This window comes from Anaerolineales bacterium (genome assembly GCA_015075625.1).
Lineage (GTDB): Bacteria > Chloroflexota > Anaerolineae > Aggregatilineales > UBA2796 > UBA2796.
In genome coordinates this window covers 294772-314069 of record JABTTZ010000004.1, presented here as the reverse complement: position 1 = coordinate 314069, position 19298 = coordinate 294772, and the positions used below count along the sequence as shown (strand labels likewise).

Annotated in this window: 12 protein-coding genes; 5 read left to right on the top strand and 7 right to left on the bottom strand. The window is 54.9% G+C overall.

From position 1 onward, the window contains the following. Nucleotides 1-388: 388 nt before the first annotated feature. The 4 genes from HS103_19000 to HS103_18985 form a co-directional block, all read right to left on the bottom strand. Nucleotides 389-706 (bottom strand): hypothetical protein, encoded by a 318-nt coding sequence (locus HS103_19000; GenBank protein MBE7514881.1) that lies wholly within the window; start codon nt 704-706, stop codon nt 389-391. 6 nt (nt 707-712) lie between these two features. After that, on the bottom strand, nt 713-1738 hold the full coding sequence (locus tag HS103_18995; GenBank protein MBE7514880.1) for a hypothetical protein: 1026 nt from the start codon (nt 1736-1738) through the stop codon (nt 713-715). A gap of 308 nt (nt 1739-2046) precedes the next feature. After that, nucleotides 2047-3762: a PD40 domain-containing protein gene (locus tag HS103_18990; GenBank protein ID MBE7514879.1), complete on the bottom strand. Its 1716-nt coding sequence runs from the start codon at nt 3760-3762 to the stop codon at nt 2047-2049. Nucleotides 3763-3895: 133 nt separating this feature from the next. Continuing rightward, entirely contained in the window at nt 3896-5266 is a 1371-nt protein-coding gene (locus HS103_18985; protein ID MBE7514878.1) for a tetratricopeptide repeat protein, read from the bottom strand. A 124-nt stretch (nt 5267-5390) separates the two neighbouring features. On the opposite strand from HS103_18985, the gene HS103_18980 reads away from it, so the two are divergent. The 4 genes from HS103_18980 (at nt 5391) to HS103_18965 (ending at nt 10431) form a co-directional block, all read left to right on the top strand. Continuing rightward, nucleotides 5391-7520, top strand: coding sequence for a tetratricopeptide repeat protein (locus HS103_18980; GenBank protein ID MBE7514877.1), 2130 nt, complete (start codon nt 5391-5393; stop codon nt 7518-7520). Then, a complete protein-coding gene (locus HS103_18975; protein ID MBE7514876.1) occupies nt 7520-7876 on the top strand; it encodes a DnaJ domain-containing protein in 357 nt (118 codons plus the stop codon). The genes HS103_18980 and HS103_18975 overlap by 1 nt, the downstream gene beginning before the upstream one ends. Further along, on the top strand, nt 7873-8262 hold the full coding sequence (gene grpE, locus HS103_18970) for a nucleotide exchange factor GrpE (GenBank protein ID MBE7514875.1): 390 nt from the start codon (nt 7873-7875) through the stop codon (nt 8260-8262). Before HS103_18975 ends, grpE begins: the two co-directional genes overlap by 4 nt. Nucleotides 8263-8442: 180 nt before the next feature. Continuing rightward, the gene (locus tag HS103_18965; protein MBE7514874.1) at nt 8443-10431 is read left to right on the top strand and encodes a type IIA DNA topoisomerase subunit B; all 1989 of its coding nucleotides are present in this window, start codon (nt 8443-8445) and stop codon (nt 10429-10431) included. 240 nt (nt 10432-10671) lie between these two features. Here HS103_18965 and HS103_18960 read toward each other — a convergent pair whose 3' ends face one another. Together HS103_18960 and HS103_18955 are read right to left on the bottom strand one after the other, a co-directional pair. Then, a complete protein-coding gene (locus tag HS103_18960) occupies nt 10672-12486 on the bottom strand; it encodes an ABC transporter ATP-binding protein (protein ID MBE7514873.1) in 1815 nt (604 codons plus the stop codon). Beyond that, the gene (locus HS103_18955; GenBank protein MBE7514872.1) at nt 12473-14311 is read right to left on the bottom strand and encodes an ABC transporter ATP-binding protein; all 1839 of its coding nucleotides are present in this window, start codon (nt 14309-14311) and stop codon (nt 12473-12475) included. The genes HS103_18960 and HS103_18955 overlap by 14 nt, the downstream gene beginning before the upstream one ends. A gap of 198 nt (nt 14312-14509) precedes the next feature. Here HS103_18955 and HS103_18950 point away from each other — a divergent pair, with 198 nt between their 5' ends. Then, nucleotides 14510-16477 carry a phosphotransferase gene (locus HS103_18950; protein MBE7514871.1) on the top strand — a complete coding sequence of 656 codons (1968 nt, stop codon included), beginning with the start codon at nt 14510-14512 and terminating at the stop codon, nt 16475-16477. A 42-nt stretch (nt 16478-16519) separates the two neighbouring features. Here HS103_18950 and HS103_18945 read toward each other — a convergent pair whose 3' ends face one another. Further along, nucleotides 16520-19009, bottom strand: a complete 2490-nt coding sequence (locus tag HS103_18945) for an AAA family ATPase (GenBank protein MBE7514870.1) — start codon at nt 19007-19009, stop codon at nt 16520-16522. Nucleotides 19010-19298: the final 289 nt, after the last annotated feature.

Sequence of the window (19298 nt, the reverse complement as noted above, 5' to 3'; positions counted from 1 at the left end):
TTCCAAGTCCCTCGCCGATAACGCTTGAGATTGGACAGAATACCCTCGGTGGCTCCGTAGTCACGGCGCATACTCCCTACAGTTGGATGACTATCAGTTGTATGCTGTCCATGACCTTTTTTCAACTACCACCAACGGTGAGTAGTCCATCAAAAAGGTAAACATAGAATGAGACCATCCTCATCCCCCTAACCTCCTTCTCCCGCAGGGAGAAGGGGGAATCACGTCTTTGAGGGGGCTTCCCCCTCGCCCGCAGAATTTTTCCCCCTTTCCCTGTGTACGGGGAAAGGGGGCAGGGGGGTAGGGGTTCTGAACCCAAAAAGCCAACAGAACGTAGTGCAAATACAATGAAAACGCAGAATCGTTCATGATCCCGCCGCTAAAAGGCTTATCCAAGAAGGAAAAGAAGGTATCGCCAATGTCCAATCCAAGACAACAACAAAAGGATTGAACAATGGCTATGGATACCTTCTTCACCGACGCCCAAGCTCACTTTATCGCTCAACCCCAGCCACCGGCAACCCGCCCCTAGTCGGCAGCGCAGGCTGCCCATCAGGTTATCGAAACCGTGTTTGCCATCCTCTCTACCGTTTTCGGTCTCGAATCCGTCAACGCCCACGCCTATCTCGGTCTCTATGCCCGCATCGCTGCTAAAGCTGCCGCCTTCAACCTCGGTATAGGCTTTAGCTATCCCAGAACGATACACCAGTCGTTACTTTCGTGGGGTTGCCTTCTCCGACCCAATCAGCAGCGCCTCTGACGCCTCTTCCGTCCAATAGCCATCCATACTCCCATCGGCATTGATGTGATAAAACACCAAGACACAATCCGTCCCATAGCTTGCCGCAAAGTAGTTATCCCCTTCGATAGCTACCCCTGAAACATCATTCGTCAGATAGGTAAAGATGTGCGCCTCGCCATCCAACACGAGAGTGAGCGTGTCCTTATATTTCTCGCCATTGGGCATTTCCCCAATCACATCATAGGTATCTCCATCCGCCTTCGTCAGCGTTTCTGTACCGGGGATGGTATCGCCCACATCGGCAAACTGCCCGTTCAAAACATTCTTATCATTGGGGTCTTTCTCAAAAAGGGCAACCCCACAAGACGCTTCGGAGTCCTCATTGCGGCTGTAGGCAACAGCAATGTAATTACCCTTGCGCAAGCCAAGCCCAATCGTTTGGTTGGCGAACTGCCAATCAAAGACATACAGCGTATCAGTGACTTCTGCCCCTTCAACGTCGGTGATCGTTAGGATTCCTTCAAAGGTTGTACCGTTGGGGTTCTGTCCCTTCACATTGAAACTGCGCAGGAGGGGGTAATCCGGTTCGGGCGGACCGCTTAGGGTGATGATGAAATCCCCTAGTGTGTCTTTGCTACCCACAACATTGATCGAATAGTCGCCATCGGCGGGGAGCATCACATCAAGCATGGCAGATTTGCCATCAGCGGCGGGTTTTCCCTCGCCAATCTTGCCCGGTTCGCCTTTCGCTGTTTCATAGACCCAAAAGGCAGGCAGCAAATCGCTTTGAACGGACTCCACCGTGATTGTCACGGGGTCGCCCTTTGCCCCCTTAAACTGGTAAAACGATACAGGCGCGTCCTTTGTGATGAATCCGACAAGGGTATCCCCATAGTCAAGTTGTTCAGGGCTTTGGGCGCGGAGCGTCCCGCCCATGCTAAAGGTGAGCGCAAATAACACAATAACAGCAAGGGTAAGGTGGTATCGTTTAGCCATGGCGAAATACCTCTTTGGATCGGTAAAAACATCCTTCTGTATTGTGAGGCAAAATGCCTGAGGCGCAAGTTGGCAAGGGGATCCACGAAACTGAGAGAGAGGGGTTGCCCCTGCCCGACGCCTTCACATCGGGCTGAGAGCAGATTAGAACTTGCGCAGTTGAATGTGTTTACCCTAGTATTCATCGAAAAGGGACGATTGAGGGGGAAGCCCCCTCAAAAAATCGACTCCCCCTTCGTCCACTGGGCAAAGGGGGGTAGGGGGATGAGGGCAACTGCGCAGATGTGCTTTGGCGAGGTAGTCGGCGTTTACTCTTTGCGGAGTGTGCTGACACTCGCTTCTGCCATTGCCAAGAAACGATCCCCTTGCCCACGTTCATAGATGAACTGGACAACAACCGGATAACCATCTAAGTTGACAGCGATCAACACCTGTTCTTCGTTGTTGGGGGTGGTAAAGACAATTTCTGCCACTGGATGAGCGCCTAGTATTTTCTCTGTGATAGTCTCGGCGCTCGGTCTGCCGGGGGCATTCTTGATCGCCTCTTGGAGGATGGTTCGCGGCGAGAGATCGGTTGTTAAAAGCGATTTGTAAACCGTGTTGATGTGTTTGATTCCCCCAGCGATCCCAAACTGTGCCTCAAAGGGCAGCCGCAGATTTTGGAGTGCGGCTTGGCTTGGGGCAAAGATCAAGATGGAATTGGTGCTGTTGAAAAACCAGCTTTTCGGACGCTGAAAGAGCAGTTTTGTCGTTGAATCAATCGTGTAGGTGAAATCAACGAGGGTTTTTCCTAGCGCTACAAGGTCGCCACCCCAAATTGGTTGGATCGTTTTCCCATCGGGGGTAATTGCGTAGATTGACCCGCCGTTTGAGGAGGCGCGAACGGCGGCAAAAACGATCTGATCGTTTGCCGGATTCCATGTAACATCATTTACCACAAACGGATCACCTTTGATCAACAGCGTCGACGTCATGCTGGCAGCGGGCATCACCTCAATCGTCCGCAGTTTTTGCATGGTTTGCCCCAGACTGGCGAGCGCTACCTGCTGGCTGTCTGGCGACCATGCCATATGGGTGTAATATTTACCCGCAACATCCTTCAAGCAAACAGCGCTCCCGCTTTCCACTTCGGCAATGCAAGGAATGTCACCGTTCAGGGTGACATCGGTTACAAAGTAGGCGAGCCGTTTCCCATCGGGCGACCACATCACATTGAAAAGCCCCCAATTGTTGTCGCCAGAAACCGGACGGGCGTTGCTCCCATCCGGCGCACTCACATAAAGCTGTGGAAAGCCTTTCGCGTCCTTCTTGCCGAGGTAGGCAATGGATTGACCGTCTGGGGAATAAGCGGCGCAGCCCACCGTAATATCGTCCTTGAAAAGCGTCTTGGGCTGCCCACCGTCAATCGGCACAAAATTCACTGCGCCCTTTGTGATCGAGATGAGTCCTTTGCTGTCTGGTGACCAATTCAAACAAGTCACATTCTTCACTTCTTTGGGGGTCGCCTCCCCTTCCACCGCGACGACATACGTCCCTGTTTCCTGAACGAAATAAGCGATGGAGGCGTTATCGGGCGAAAAGGCAATCGTCAAGATGAGCCGCCGCGATGTTTTGGTAATGGCGCGTGCCTCGACGCCCTCTATCGGTTTCACATAGAGCGTGCTGTCGCTGTACCCAGTTGATTGGTCGTACACCGAGCCAACAAAAGCGAGGGTTTTGCCATCGGGAGAATACGCGAGCGGCCCAAACTTGACCCCCTTGATCGGTTCTGGAAGGGCTGCCGCCACAACCGTAGGAACAACGGTAGGTGCGGCTGCAGGTGGCAGAGTTGGTTGTGGGCTAGGGGCGGACGGTGCAGCCTCTGTACTGATTGATGCCGTTGTAGGGATAGCGGTGCTGCCGCTGGTGGTGGGTTGCTCTGGGGCGGCGGTAGGGTTGTTCGCCGTCCCTCCCCCACATGCCGTAAGCAGCATAAGGATAAGGACGATGATTCCAAGACGATAAGGGCGCGGGGCAGCGTTCATCCCAGATCTCCAATGGGTACCGATGGGCTACTGGAGAGTATACCTTACCCGCCCCTTTTTGTCAGTTGGTCAGGCAGCCCACCGGAGATTCGCTCTTTCTAGGCGCTATGCACTTGCCTTCATCGCCCTACGCTCACAGCTTCGCTGCTCGTTCGCGGGTTTCGATTTCCGCCGTCACGTTCTGCATCAGCCATGCCAATAAGTCGGTTGGTTTTGCCTCATGGAGTGTCGTAATCCCTCGCAAAAAGGTGCGCAGCGGGTCTGGCAGCAGAACGTATTTATACGCCTCACGAATGTGCTGTTGAACGCCATCCCGATCATCGAGCATGGCGCACGCCGTGACCAGATCAAACCGCGCCCAAAAGTCTTGAGGGCGATCATCCACCTTGTCAAGCGCAATGTCCCGCGCCTTTTGAAACACCTCTGTGGCACGGACGTAATTTTTCAACTGGGTATAGAGAATCCCTAAATTATTGAATGGGTACGAGGAATCCTTCGGGCGCACGGTGATTGCCTTCTCATAACATTCAACAGCATCCTCAAGGCGGTTCTGCTGTTTGTAAAGCCCCCCCAGTGAGGCATAAACCGCCTCCCCGTGAATATCCAGCAGTTTCGGGTTGCGGCGCAGTGCCTCTAAGTAGTAGCGCTCGGCACGGTCATAGAAATCTTTGCGGCGGGCGGGATCGGCTTCGCCATCCCCCTTCTTGCGCCAAATGAACGCATAGGCAGCTTTGGCGGCGGGGAAGGATGCCTCTGCATCAGGGGATTCCTCTGCGCCAGCCGTGATCAGGTATTTGGCAGCCTCATCAAACCGGTTTAATTGGGTATGCAGTTCACCCAAGAAGTAATTGATGGCACGGTTGTTGGAGTCAAAATGGAACGCCTCGGTGAGCGTATTCAGCGCCGCATCAAGGTTGTTTTTCTCCATTTGCTCCTTGCCAATATGAAGCATCGTCAGGGCATAAATTGCGTTTTCGCCGCGTTCGCTAATCCGCACCGATTCCGCCTTCGCTCGGTCAAGTTCTTGCCGCGCAAGGGCAATCTCGCTCTCAAATTGGTTTTTGGTCACTTGAAACTGTAAATTCGTCGCCTCGAATTCATGTTTCACCGCCTCAAAACTCTGCCGGGTGTCGTCAAATGCCATTTGAGATGCTTCAAACTGGCGACGGACATTATTAAAATTCAGAAGTGTGCGCACCCCCAACGCGCCGAGGACAAAACCACCCAGGGCAACCAACCCCCCAACCAGCGTGATCACCAACCCAATCGTATCGGCGGCGGACTGGACAAGTGTCAGCAGTGAATTAGCAATGGTGATGTTTTGTTCCGCCTTTTGGCTTAGGAATTCAATCTCCCGCCGCAAATCGGAGTCAGGCACATCAGGAGTTGCCGTGAGTGTCGGGGGGCTTTGAGCAATCGTGAACATTGTGGGAGGCAAAAACATCAACCCAACACCGAGGATAAAGGCTGCCATAAAAAAAATTACAGAGAGCGGGCGTCGCATCGCGTATCCTTCACATCTAGTCCGCCGAAGCAGACTCATTGTACCCCTTTCGGAAATTACGTGACCAGCCCACAGACGAGATGCTATAATGCACAGGCGTAACCTCAAACCACACACTGACCACATGGCAAAGAAAAAGACCCGCCCCGAAAATCCACCTCGTCCTCTGCTGCGCCTAACAGACCGTGAGCGAGGCGTCGCCGCCTTTGAGCGGGGCGATTACGAGGGTGCTATTCAAGCATGGTCGGCACAGGCACGGCGTGAACCACCCGACGAGGCACTTCGGCGAGCGCTGGCAGAAGCACATTTTCGGCGGGCGTGCTCAAATCTTCGCGCCGAGTCCGCCCTCAATGATATACAGACGGCAAACACCTATTATCCGGGCGATCCGCTTTACCTTTACCATTTGGGCTTGGCACACCACCGAGGCGGGCAGTTGAAAGCAGCCATTTCCGCCTACCGTGAGAGCATCGGTCTTGATCCTCGTCATTACGCCCGCACCGCCGCCATGCTTTGCCTTGCTGTTGCTGAAACAGGCGGCGATCCCGCCCGTGAGGATACATGGGAACTGCTCACCCCAGAGCAGCAGAATCGCCTGAAGCCCAAACTGCCCGCCTTGAAAAACGCGATCAAGGCACTCTCCAATGGCGATTTTGATGCGGCTGAACCGCATCTGCATAGCGCCTTAAACCATGCCATTGCCTTTTGCCAATTCTACTTGGCACTCATCGCCTATCGTCGGGGGCAAAAGCGCGAGACTCTGGCCCGTCTTTTGGCGGCAAAGGCAAACGGCTTGAACACGCCCGCTCTCCGCTTGAACCTCCTTCGCGCCCTTACTGAACGGGCGCTTGATCATGTGGAGAACGCTGATGTGCTGCCTGATGCCGTGCGTCAAGCGCTCAAAATTGCCCCAGAGTCGCCCATCCTCTTGAAATTGAAACAACGCGCCGACTTTTTAGCGGGCAATGCTGCTGCCGAAACGGGCGATTGGAACGCGGCACTCCGTCACTGGGTAGCGGCAAAACGGGCTGGCGCAGCCCCCCGCGACCTAATCGCCAATATTGCCCTTGCCCATGAACGGCTGGATCAATGGGCAGAGGCAGCCGAGGCGTGGCGCGAATTCGTCCGCCGCCGTCCGCGTCGCGGCGAACAGGCCTGGACACCCGGACATATCGCCCGTCTGTGGCGGCATATTGACGCGCTCTACGCCCGTGATGGACAGTTCGGACGGGCAGCCGCCTCCTTACGGTATGCAGTCAAAGCACAGCCTGATGATCTCGCCCTAAAAATTGCCCTCATCGGGCGCTACCTTGAACAGCAAAATGCGCGTTCGGCAAGCCAAGCTGCCCTGCGCGTCCTAGAGATCGCCCCCAAAAACGCTGAGGCGCTCATGCTTTACGCCCAAGCCTGCGAGATGGAAGGTGACTTGGATCAGAGCCTTGATGCCTGGGAGCGTGTCGATAGGACGACGAACGCGCCTTACGCAGCGTTGGCGCGGAATCGCTTGGCGATCCTCTACGCTGCCCGTGCCGACCTCCACCGTGCCGATGAGGACTCTCGCGCCGCCGCCAACGATTACACAAAGGCGCTTGAATTCACACCCGATGATGCCCTGCTCTATGCTCGGCGGGGCGCGGCGTTGGCGGGCATTGAACCAAAGGCAGCACGGGCAGATTTTGAACGGCTCGACCTGACGAACGATGATCTAGCGCGGCTCATTATTGAAGCATGGCACGCCGTAGGCGATCACGCTGAGGCGCGGCGCTGGTTGAAACGGCGCGAAAACCATGCGCCCTTGCCGCCGGAAGCCCTTGTCGATGTGGGCATTGCCATCTTAGGGAAAGGCGCTGCAGGGGCAGAGTACTTTACTGCTGCGTTAGCGGGGGGCAGCGATGGACAGCGCCCCATCTTATTGACACGCATCGCCGCCGCCTACTATGCCCAGGGTGAATCAAGCGCTGCTTACGATCACGCCCGCCGCGCCCTGAAAGAGGATGCCACCTATGGCGTCGCCCATCTCCATTTGGGGATGTGGGATGCGGCGAAGGGACGCCGTGCCGCCGCCCTTGATCACCTTGAAAAGGCGGCAGCATGGGCGCGAACTATTCGGCGGCGTGACATTCAGCTTGGCATTGACGAGGCGATCAATCTCCTCAATGAACGGTACACACCCACGCTGGAGGACGTTTTGGATTCGATAGACCCCGATGGCACAGATGGCGAAATGCGCCGCTTGTTGGGATGGGTAGGCTGATGGCAGAAACACCGTATACCATCTTAGGGGTTACGCCCGATGCCACCGCTGCGGCGATCAAGAATGCCTATTTCGCCTTGGTGAAAGAGCATCCCCCTGAACGTGATCCAGAGGGTTTTCGCCGCATCCGCGCCGCCTATGATGCCCTTCGCACGCCCGATGCCCGCGCCGATACAGATCGGCAGATCGTACACCCGCCGCCGCCGTATATCCCCCCACGCCGCCTTCCGCCGCCCGATCTGACCTTTCACCCTGAGGATCTATTTTTTGAGGCGCGGCGTCACAGTGACCTGAACCGAACAGAGTTTCGGGACGATTTTCGCCCCTTGCCCGGTATGATTAAGGAGTCCGTATGATGATGCGAGGGACGGCAATCAGCGGGAGCAGCCCCGCCTTGAAGTGGATCGAGGCACTCATGCCCGTTGTCGATGGGATTGAAAAAGCAATCGAGAGCGGAACGGTGCAACTTACAACCCTTGCTGACCCAACCGCTCACGATATTCTAAGTGGTTGGTTAGAGGGGCAGCGCGTCCTGCTGCGGCGGCTTCTCGACCTTTTTGAACGGGAGGGCGTTCGCCCCATTCCAGCGGTGGGGCAGCCCTTTGATCCACGCCGCCACCGCGCCGTAGAAGCCGCCGACGAACCGGGGATGCCGGCGGGTGTTGTTGTTGCTGAACGACGACGGGGTTACCAAACAGCAAGCCGTATTCTCCGCTTTGCCGAGGTTGTTGTCTCCCGCTGAATCCCTCGAACACTTATTCTTGAACTCGCCTTTGCAGTGTGGTATAATAAGCATGTTTCCCGGCACATTGGGACGTGATTTTTCGGCGTTTTATCGCTTTGATTTTTATCATTTTGGTAATGGTACTGACTAGAACACAGTGCGAATCTCCCAAACAAGCATTCTCTTAGGAGGTAGGTGGTGGCAACCCCGCAACATCAGCAAACCGGACGTGATATTCAGGCACTTGAAGGGTTGGAGGCAGTCCGCAAGCGCCCCGGCATGTATATCGGTGGCACAGATGTTCACGCCTTACACCACATTGTTTACGAGGTGGTTGATAACGCCATCGATGAAGCAATGGCAGGGCGTTGTGATTTCATCGAAGTCGTCATTCACCCTGATAGCTCTGTCACAGTCACCGATAACGGCGGCGGTATTCCGGTGGAAAATCACTGGCAAAAGGGCATTCCTACTCTCGAATTAGTCTTGACCACGCTCCATGCTGGCGGAAAGTTTGGTAGCGGGGCATATTCCGTCTCTGGCGGGCTGCATGGTGTTGGGGTGAAAGCAGTGAATGCTGTCTCCGCATGGTGCGTTGCCGAAGTCATGCGTGATGGGCATCTCTGGCGGCAGACTTATGAACGCGGGATCAAAACCAGCGAGGTGGAAGCCATCCGAGAGATGGGCGAAGGCGAAGGAACGGGCACGCGAATCACCTTCTACCCCGACGATCAAATTTTCACCGGCGTTCGCCAAGAGTTTGATCTCAACTTCAAGACGCTGGCAGATCGTTTCCGCGAAATGGCCTATGTGGTGCGGGGGGTGACGATCAGCTTGATCGATGAACGCGAAACACCCCTCCCCCGCGAAACGACTTTTTACTTTGAGGGCGGTTTGAGCGCCTTTGTGTGTTACCTCAATCGCAACCGCGATGCCATTCATGAGGTTGTCAGCGGAAGCGGGCAAAGCACCTTTAATATGATCATTGAGGGGCAAACCCGCGAGGCACAGATGGAGGTGGAGTTTGCCTTTCAATATACGGATGGCACAAATAGCACCGAACTCACCTTTGCCAACACGATCAACACCCCCGATGGAGGGACGCACCAAACTGGCTTGCGCACGGCACTGACGCGGGCAATCAACAACTATGCTCGCAAATCTGCTTTCCTGAAGGAAAAAGATGCCAACTTCACCGGACGCCATACGCTTGACGGTTTAACCGCCATTGTCAGTGTTCGTCACCCAAACCCCCAGTTTGAATCGCAAACGAAGGTGAAGTTGATGAACCCCGAAGTGAATCCGGCGGTGGCGCAGGTCGTCAGCGAGGCGTTCAACGAATGGTTGGAAAACAACCCCAAAGAGGGCAAGAAAATCGTTGACAAGTGCCTGACGACGATGCGTATTCAGGACGCCCTCGATAAACAGCGGGAACTTCTTTTGGGCGAACGTAAGAGCTTCCTTGCCAATACAACACTCCCCGGCAAATTGGCAGATTGCAGTGATCGCGGTGAAAACACCGAAATTTACATCGTTGAGGGCGATAGCGCCGGCGGAAGCGCCAAACAAGGACGGGATCGGCACTTCCAGGCTATTCTCCCGCTGCGGGGGAAAATCCTGAACACTGAACGCGCCACGCTGAACAAAATTCTGGACAGCGACTCGATCAAAATGCTGATCGCCGCTTTAGGGACGGGCATCCGCGACGACTTCAATCTGGACAAGATGCGCTACGGTAAACTCATAATTATGACCGACGCGGATGTCGATGGGAGCCACATCCGAACGCTGCTGCTAACATTCTTCTTTCGCTACATGCAGCCGATGATCACCGCTGGACGGCTCTATATCGCTCAACCGCCGATTTTCCGCTTGGAATACAAGAAGAACGCCACCTATGTCTATCCCGAAGGTGGCGTTAAGGAAGATGCCCTTTTGCAACGGCTGCTGAAAGGCTACCCTGAACCGGACAAAGTGGGGGTTCAGAGGTACAAAGGGTTGGGAGAAATGAACGCTGACCAGCTTTGGGAAACAACGATGAATCCCGAAAAACGGACACTTCTCCAAGTAACCTTTGATGATGCCGCCGCCGCCGATCACACTTTTGATATGCTCATGGGTCCCGAAGTGCCGCCGCGCAAGAAGTTCATCATGACTCACTCGAAAGAGGCAACGCTCGATATTTAGGGTGGTCGTCCACCACAGGGATTTCTAAGGAACCCCTTTTCCCGACACACCTCGCCTCCCCGTAGGGGCGACTACACGGGGTCGCCGCCGCTCAAGCAGCGGGCTGAAAGCAGCCACCCCTTCGGGGCTTGGAAACCCGAACCCCCTTCTCCCACAGGGAGAAGGGGGTTCGGGGGATGAGGACTGCCTCTTTCTTTGTTTAGCGTTCTGATGGACTACTACTTGCCAATAGGCATGGCGTTAAAGGCTTACCTCAGCAAACTGCCGCTCATGCAGCTCGGCATAGATACCCCTTGCCTCTAAGAGGGAGGCATGATTCCCGTCTTCAACGATCTGCCCATGCCTCATCACTAGGATGCGATCTGCCTCTCTGACGGTGCTGAGGCGGTGAGCAATAGTCAAACTGGTGCGGTCTTTTAGAATACGCTTTAACCCCTCTTGAATCAGCGCCTCTGTCTCGGTATCAATGCTGCTGGTCGCTTCATCCAGCACGAGAATCCCCATTGGACTATGGATGAGCGCCCGTGTCAGCGCCAAAAGCTGACGCTGCCCCTGCGAGAGGTTCGCCCCACCGGGCAAAAGGCGGTAATCGTACTCCCCGGGCAGCCGCTCGATGAACGGCGCAGAGGCGGCTATGGCGGCGGCAGTGCGCATCTGCTCTAGCGTGATAGCGGGGTTGAATAGGCGAAGGTTATCGGCAATCGTGCCATTGAAACAATACGGGTTTTGCGGCACAACAACCACATAACGATGGATATCTGTTCCAGCCAAATCGCGCAGATCAATGCCATCAATCAGGATACGTCCAGCATCCACATCGTAAAAGCGAGCCAACAGTCCGGCAAGGGACGTTTTTCCCGCCCCTGTTGCCCCAACAATAGCAACACGCTGACCCGCCGGAATATCGAGGGTAATTCCTCGCAAAACGGGCATTCCAGCATCATAGCTGAAGGTCACATTCTCAAAGCGAATCGCCCCATGAAAGGCGGTGATTTGCTGCGGGTTGCTGGAGTCGTGAATCGTTGGCTCTATCGCCAACAGGCGGGCAATGCGCTCTCCGGCTGCCAGCGCCGTTTGAATCTGGGCATATTGTTCGGAGAGCGCGAGGATAGGCTGGAACATCCGCTGTGTATATTGGGTGAAAGCGATGAGCGTCCCCAGTGTGGCAACCCCAGCAAGCACATTGCTGCCGCCACCATACATGACCAACGCCAAGCCCACTGCGGTCAGACTTTGCAGCACAGTAGCAAAAAAGGTGTACAGATCACGCAGTTTGGCATGGGTATCTCGGTAGCGCCCTAAAATATCGCCCATCATCGCCCGACTCCATGCCTCGCGTCCAAAGAGTTGGACGATCAACATCCCGCCCAGATGCTCGTTTAGGAATGCCTGATAATCGCCTACAATTTTGTGTAAGCGGGCGGCATTCTCGCGGATTTTTCGGCGGAAGTAGCGCGTGGCAAAGATCATCACGGGCAACACAACAAAGCTGAGCAGCGCCAAGCGCCAGTTCATGAGCAGCATCACAACGATCACTCCAATCAGGGTGATGAAGTTGCTGACGACCAAGACGATGCTTGTTGAGACCAATTCGGTCAGCGCCTCAATATCGCTGGAGAGCCGTGAGACGATCTGCCCAACGGGAGTTGTGTTGAAAAAGCGCATGTCTTGGCGCAGGATGTGTTCAAAGAGCGTTTGCCGGATGCTTAACAAGGCGTTCTGCCCAACCGTTTGCAACAGGTAGGTATAGGCAAAGCGCAGGACGAAAACGCCGAGGATCGCCACAAAATAGAGTATGCCGAGTGGGATCAGCCCATTCAGATCACCAGCAGCAATCGGTCCATCAACGGCACGCTGAATTAAGATCGGCGGCACAAGGGCAAGGATTGTCACACCCAGAAGAACAAGAAAAACAATGGCAAGCGGCTTGGCAAACGGGACGAGAAAACGCCCTAGAAGGCGCACCAACCCGCGATCTGTGAATTTTGTTCGCACCATATCAGGAGGCACATCGGCACGATTGGTACTGGCGGTGAATGACTTAAGGGCTGACATGGCTGGCACGTTCCTCCTCGTGATGTTCGCGCTCCACCATCCGCGCATAGCGTCCGTTCAGGGCGATAAGCGCCTCATGGCTTCCTTGTTCAACAATCCGTCCCTCATCCATGACATAAATCATGTCGGCATCTTTCACGGTGGCAATACGATGAGCAATAATCAGGCTCGTCCGCGTCCGCAACACATCCCGTAGGTTCGCCAGAATATCAGCGGCAGTGTGCGTATCCACGCTCGAAAGAGCATCATCCAAGATCAAAATCGCCGGGGAATGAATGACGGCGCGGGCAATAGCAACACGCTGTTTTTGCCCTCCAGAGAGCATTACCCCGCGTTCCCCAACAAGGGTATTCAGCCCATCGGGAAGTTGGGGGAGGTCGCGGGCGACGCCGGCAATGGTGATCGCCCCCATAAGCATTTCATCGTCCACGTCGTCGCGGCTCATGCGGACATTCGTATGAAGCGGTTGGCTGAACAGGAAGGTAGTCTGCGGAACATAGGCAATTGCCGCTCGTAAGGCGCTCAGTTTCACATCGCGCACATCGATCCCATCAACCAGAACACGCCCGACATGGGGGTCAAGGATACGTGCCAAAAGGCTGATCAAAAGTGTTTTTCCGCAGCCTGTTGGTCCAACAATGGCAGCCGTCTGCCCCGCCGGAATATGGAGTGAGATGCCCTCTAAGAGCGTTTTCCCATTGAGGATCACGCTCACCCCCTCAAAGGTGATTGCTCCCTTTGGGTGCGGAAGGTCATAGGCATGTGGTTCGTCTTTGATGTTGGCATCCGTCAGCAGCGGTGTTATCCGCCGGAATGCCCCCCGTGTTTGCTGGTAACGTTGGTAGATCGTCCCAATCTGCAAAAGCGCCTCAGCAATATAGCCGAGGTAAAGCAAGAATTGGGTGAAATTGCCTAGCGTCATTGCCCCATTCAGAGTCAGAATACCGCCGAACAACACAACAATGCCCGCTGTCGTCTCGCTGATCATGTTCGGGAGCATCCCTACCGGCTCGTTGCGCCGCTTAAAAAAGAGCCAACGGCGGCGAAACTCACGATTTTGTTCAGCATAGGCGCGGGCGGTGTCTGCTTCTTGATGAAAGGTCTTGATTGTCTGAATACCGCTGACGGAATCTTGGACAAGGGCGGAGAGTGTTCCCGCCTGATCGGTAACATGCTCCCAAAGCGGTGTTAGTACGCGCCCCGCCCGAAATTGAAAATGGGTTGAGATGGCTAAGATAACGAACACAGCGAGTGTCAGCAGGAGGTTGACCGAGGCGAGCAGAAAAAATGTAGCAAGGAGGAGAAAGGCAGCACTGCCACCGCGTGTGAGGGACATCGCGTTCAGCCGCCAGATCATCTCAATATCGCTGTGCATCCGCGAGATGAGATCGCCAAGGGGAAAGCGTTGGAAAAAGCCTTGCTCCAAACGCAGTAGATTCCCAAACAGCGCTTGCCGAACGTCCAAATCAACGGAATAGGCAACGAAACCGCTGAAGGTGCGCTGCCCGAAAAAGGCGATGTTCACCAAGACCGTCAGCCCCAAAAAGAGCAAGACATCCGCCCCAATTTGGGAAAGGGTTGTCCCCTCTCGAAGGTGGTCAATGACTCGTCCAACGAAATAGGGTCCGGCGGCGGTGGCAGCCCCACCGATCATCCCACACACAAGGGCAAGGATTGCCGCTGAACGGTATGGACGGAGGTGGCTTAAAAGCCACCGAAAATTTGCTTCACGGGTTGGTATTGAGGGTTCTTCTGCGCCTTCTGGCGCTGTCTTGAGTGAGGGATCATCCGCCCTAGTAGGCGAACTGCCGACGAAGGTCGTCAAGTCTGCACCTCCTCGAATCAGATAGGGGATCGCATTCTAACAGAGCTTGACGCGGCGGTGAAGGGGAAATTCTAAACCTGTTAGGTTTCATGTATTCTTTTCAGATCATTTCGGGATAATAGTGTCTTGCCCCTTCTCATCATCCTACCCTTCAGTTAGACTCCTCCTAATTTAGGAAGGAAAAGGCAAGGGCGATACGTGGAAAAAATTAGCTTGGAAGCAATCCTCGCGTTGGCACAGGAAGAGTCCGCTCGGCTGAAGCATTTCTACCTCGGGGTTGAACATCTTTTCCTCGCCCTTGCCAAGCTAGAGGGCGGCTTGTTGACGAATGGGTTAGAGCATTTTGGGATTTCCCCTAAAGACCTGCGCGATCAGGTGCGCCAGACGGCGGGTATGGGGGATGGTTCACGCACCTCGTCCGGCTATCCAGAAACGCCGCGTGCCTCTCGCGTTCTTGCCTCTACACGGCGGATCATAGCCAATAACCCCGAAACAACCGCCCCTGAATGGGCGCTTTTGAACGCCATTTTGGATGAAGTGGATAGCTTACCCGTCCGCGTTTTGCGCAAGAAGGGCATTAATCCGACTATGCTGCAAAATCGGGCGTTAGAGCAATCTCAAGACAAAATTCTTGCCATTTTGCCTAATGAAGTAGCCATTGAAAACGGCGAACGTCTGACGGATGAACAGCGCCTTGTGTTGGGTCATATGTTTCGCCGTTATGAAAAGATTGTTATCGAAACCTACTTTACAGAGGGATACAGCGGCTATAGCGGGGCAACCGTCCTCCTCATCCGTCCCTTTCACGCTGATGACCGCACCGACGCACCAGTTATCGTGAAACTGCACGATTACCACGCTTTGCGCATGGAGCGCGAACGCTATGATTTATTCGTTCGCAGCCGCCTGACCCCAAAAACCGCCCGTATTGAGTCCGATCTGACCATCCCCGAACACAGTTCGTATGGGGGGCTAAAATATACCTTTGTTGGTGGCACCCCCGATGAGCGCCCTCGCAATTTGGCGCAGTATGCCGAACAGGTTGATGGGGAAGCACTCGCACGCTTTTTGCGCCATGAGTTGTTCGAGGTCTTTGGACGACAGTGGTGGAAACAATCCTCAACCTATACCCCCGAAGCATGGAAGGAATACGAGCTTCTTTTGCCGCCCGCCCTTGTCCTTGAGGCGCTCTCGCTGGAGGATATGCCATCGGAGGGAATAATCCTGCACCCAACAGGAGAGTGGAGTCGGGGGGAGGAACGTCATCCGGGGGAGATCGTCGCCCTTGAAGATTTCGTTGTGATCCGCTTGAAGCGGGGGCGAGATGGGGGGGAAACCATTATTCGTATGGCACGCAGCATCCAGCCGGAAGCGGAAAACTACGCTTGCCGCGTTGATCTTCGTGGCGGCGATTCCACGTTACGACGTGGCAATCATGTCGGGCGTGTAGTCGGACGCATTAGCGAGACGCGGGATGACCTCCTCGCCCGTGATATTGCCGCCCTTGAACCGGATTTTAACCTTATGGATGCTACCTTGCCGCCAGTAGTCGGGGTGAGTGATGCCCTTCCCAATCCGTTTCGCCGCTATCGATGGGCATTAGGACAGCGCCTTTCTGGGCGCTATTCCACCATTCATGGTGATTTGCATACGGGGAATATCCTTGTTTCCCCTTCAGGCGATGCCTGGCTGATCGATTTTGAACTCGCCCGCGATGGGCATACACTCTTTGATTGGGCGGTCTTGGAGATCAGCCTACTGACAGACTTGATCGCCCCCAAAATTGGCAATTCATGGGCAGAGGTTCGCGCTGTTTTGCCCCTCATTAACCACCTTAACTGGAACATAAATGCGCCAGTTCCAATTGACCAAGACCATCCTCTTTACAAAGGATTTCGCGCCATTCAAGAAGTGCGCCGGATTGCTAGTGATCTATTGGGGAGGGCGGGGGAATGGAAGGAATATTACATTGCGCTCGCCTTTTGTGCTTTCCGCGCCTCTGGTTGGCGCGAACGTTCCTTAGCGGCACGGCGGTTGGGCTTCCTTGCGGCGGGGTTGGCATTTGGCGCGGCTGCCCGCAGCGCCATGCGCGAGATGCAAACGGCAGCCGATATGACGCTTGATTCCACCTCGGCGGGCAGCCGTGATGAAGGCAATGAGGAATGATGGGCGCATTGGTTCTGCGCCCACGAATATAGCCCGGTACTTTTACCCGCCCTCGCTAGGGGTTGTGTTTTCCACCTTTGTGGGCAGTTCAAACGATGCGCCCTCTTGCCGCGTGAAGATGAGTGCTGTCCCCTCGCTGTTCACATCGACAAGAACGACATCCCCACGATGGAACAACCCTTTCAAAACCTGCACCGAGAGCGGGCTTTCCACAAAGCGCTGGATCGCCCGCCGCAACGGACGCGCCCCAAACTGTGGATCGAAACCCTGTTCCGCCAGCCACCCTCGCGCTGCCGCCGTCAGTTCAATGACTAAGCCTTGTTCACCAAGCCGTTCAGCGACGGAACTGACCTGAAGATCGACAATCTGTTTCACCTGCTCCAGCGAGAGCGGGCTAAAGATGATCACCTCGTCAATGCGGTTGAGGAATTCGGGGCGGAAGTTTTCGCGCAGCGCCCGTTCAATCTTCTTGTGATCGGCAACCAATTCGGGATCGCGGTTTGTCACAAAGCCGAGTGTGCCGCCCTTGCGGGTGAATTCCGTCCCCAAATTGCTGGTCATAATGATCACCGCATTGCGGAAATCGACCACACGCCCCTGACCATCGGTGAGCCGTCCATCATCCAAGATTTGCAAAAGGGCATTCCATACATTTGGATGTGCCTTCTCTATCTCATCAAAGAGGATTACGCTGTAGGGGCGGCGGCGAATTTGCTCGGTAAGTTGCCCGCCCTCCTCATAACCGACATAACCGGGCGGCGCACCGAACAACCGGCTGGCGGTGTGCGATTCGCGGTATTCGCTCATGTCAATGCGGACGAGGGCATCCTCGTCATCAAACATGAATTCTGCCAGCGCCTTTGCCAGTTCTGTCTTTCCTACGCCGGATGAACCGAGGAAGATGAATGAGCCAATCGGACGGTTAGGGTCTTTCATCCCACTACGAGCGCGGCGAATGGCATCAGCAACGGCGGCGACGGCTTCCTCTTGCCCAATGATGCGAGCGTGGAGCGCTTCCTCCATGCGGAGCAGCTTATCCCCTTCGGCTTCGATGATCTGATTGACGGGAATCCCTGTCCACTTCCCGACGACTTCGGCAATATCATTCTCATCAACCTCATCATCGAGGAGGTGTTCGCGCTGCCATGCCTCACGGGCGGCTTCGTAATCCTCCCCAGCTTTGATGCGCTGCATCTTGAATTGTGCAGCACGTTCGTATTCACGAGCGACGCCGGCGGCTTCTTCTTCCGCTGTGATTCTGTCCAATTCTTGCTTCATGAGGCGAAGATCGTTTGGCATACTATAGAGCGCCACGCGCAGTTTTGCTGCCGCTTCGTCCATCAGGTCAATCGCCTTATCGGGCAAACGCCGATCCGTGACATAGCGATGACTTAAGCGGGCGGCGGCAACAAGTGCTGCCTCGGTAAAGCGTACTTTGTGATGCGCTTCATAGCGATCTTGCAACCCACGCAGCATGTCAATCGTGTCTTCAACGCTCGGTTCGTCCACAAAAACAGGAGCGAACCGCCGATCAAGCGCCGAATCTTTCTCAATGAATTGGCGATACTCATCAAGGGTTGTCGCCCCGATGCAGTTCAGTTCGCCTCGTGCGAGGGCGGGCTTCAGCATACTTCCAGCATCCAGCGCCCCTTGTGCCGCCCCCGCACCAACCACCTGATGAAGTTCATCAATGAACAGGATAATCTCCCCTTCACTGCGCTGAACTTCCTCAATGGCGGCTTTCAGACGTTCCTCAAACTCCCCCCGAAAGCGGCTGCCAGCAATCATCGCGCCGAGATCAAGGCTGATCACCCGGCGTCCCAGCAAAATTTCTGGTACGTCATGATTCGCGATTTTCTGAGCCAACCCTTCGACAATTGCCGTTTTCCCAACGCCTGCCTCCCCAATGAGTACAGGATTATTCTTCAAACGGCGACAGAGAATTTGGATCACCCGCAGAATTTCCTCACTGCGCCCGACGACGGGATCAAGCTTTCCTTCTGCCGCCATCCGCGTGAGATCGCGGCTGTACCGTTCCAGCGTGCGGTAGCGCGTTTCGGCTTGGGGATCGGTCACGCGCTGCCCACCCCGAAAATCTTTGATAATGTCAAGGACTCGTTCGCGGGTGGCGTTGGCATCCTTCAGCATCCGCGCAACGGCAGTGTTTTTCTCTCCCAAGATGGCAAGGAAGATGTGTTCTGTAGAGATGTATTCGTCGCGCAGACGGTTGGCTTCTTCCTGCGAGACATCAATAATCCGTTTGACACGGGGCGTCATGAAGACCTGCCCTGCCCCGCCGCCATAGATCGACGCCTTTGGCGTCGAGCGCAAAATTTCGTCCAAGCGCCCACGCATGGCATCCTGATCAATGCCTAACTTTTCAAGCATTTGGGAGATCACCCCTTCGGGCTGTTCAAGGAGTGCGAGGAGGATATGCTCTGTGTCAACTTGGTTATGCCCATAACGTTGGAGTATTTCGTAGGCACGGGCAGCGGCATCTTGCGCCCGTTCCGTGAACCGATCAAATCGCATCATCCGCTAGTCCTACTTTCGCCCGCCATCTCTTAGGGGAATTGTACGCCCCTTTTGCTTGTTTTACCGCACCGATCACTGATTTGTGTTGCACACGAAGACTGACCTATGGAGAGTCTAGCAAGCAAGCATTAGAGCCGTATAGAAAACGGTGCAATAATCGCGTTAGAAAAGCGTACCGCCGGATGTTCAAGGCGGGGTGGTTGCAGACTTCACCCAAGATCCGTTATCCTTAAAAACTGAATACAAGGTGTTCTGGTGTATCCCTCTAACAACCAGCAGCCATCGT

Excerpts from the sequence above, each read along its gene's own strand:
- HS103_18945 (MBE7514870.1), bottom strand. The coding sequence starts at position 19,009 with ATGCGATTTGATCGGTTCACGGAACGGGCGCAAGATGCCGCTGCCCGT.
- HS103_18985 (MBE7514878.1), bottom strand. The coding sequence starts at position 5,266 with ATGCGACGCCCGCTCTCTGTAATTTTTTTTATGGCAGCCTTTATCCTC.
- HS103_18990 (MBE7514879.1), bottom strand. The coding sequence starts at position 3,762 with ATGAACGCTGCCCCGCGCCCTTATCGTCTTGGAATCATCGTCCTTATC.
- HS103_18975 (MBE7514876.1), top strand. The coding sequence starts at position 7,520 with ATGGCAGAAACACCGTATACCATCTTAGGGGTTACGCCCGATGCCACC.
- HS103_18960 (MBE7514873.1), bottom strand. The coding sequence starts at position 12,486 with ATGTCAGCCCTTAAGTCATTCACCGCCAGTACCAATCGTGCCGATGTG.
- HS103_18995 (MBE7514880.1), bottom strand. The coding sequence starts at position 1,738 with ATGGCTAAACGATACCACCTTACCCTTGCTGTTATTGTGTTATTTGCG.
- grpE (MBE7514875.1), top strand. The coding sequence starts at position 7,873 with ATGATGATGCGAGGGACGGCAATCAGCGGGAGCAGCCCCGCCTTGAAG.
- HS103_18980 (MBE7514877.1), top strand. The coding sequence starts at position 5,391 with ATGGCAAAGAAAAAGACCCGCCCCGAAAATCCACCTCGTCCTCTGCTG.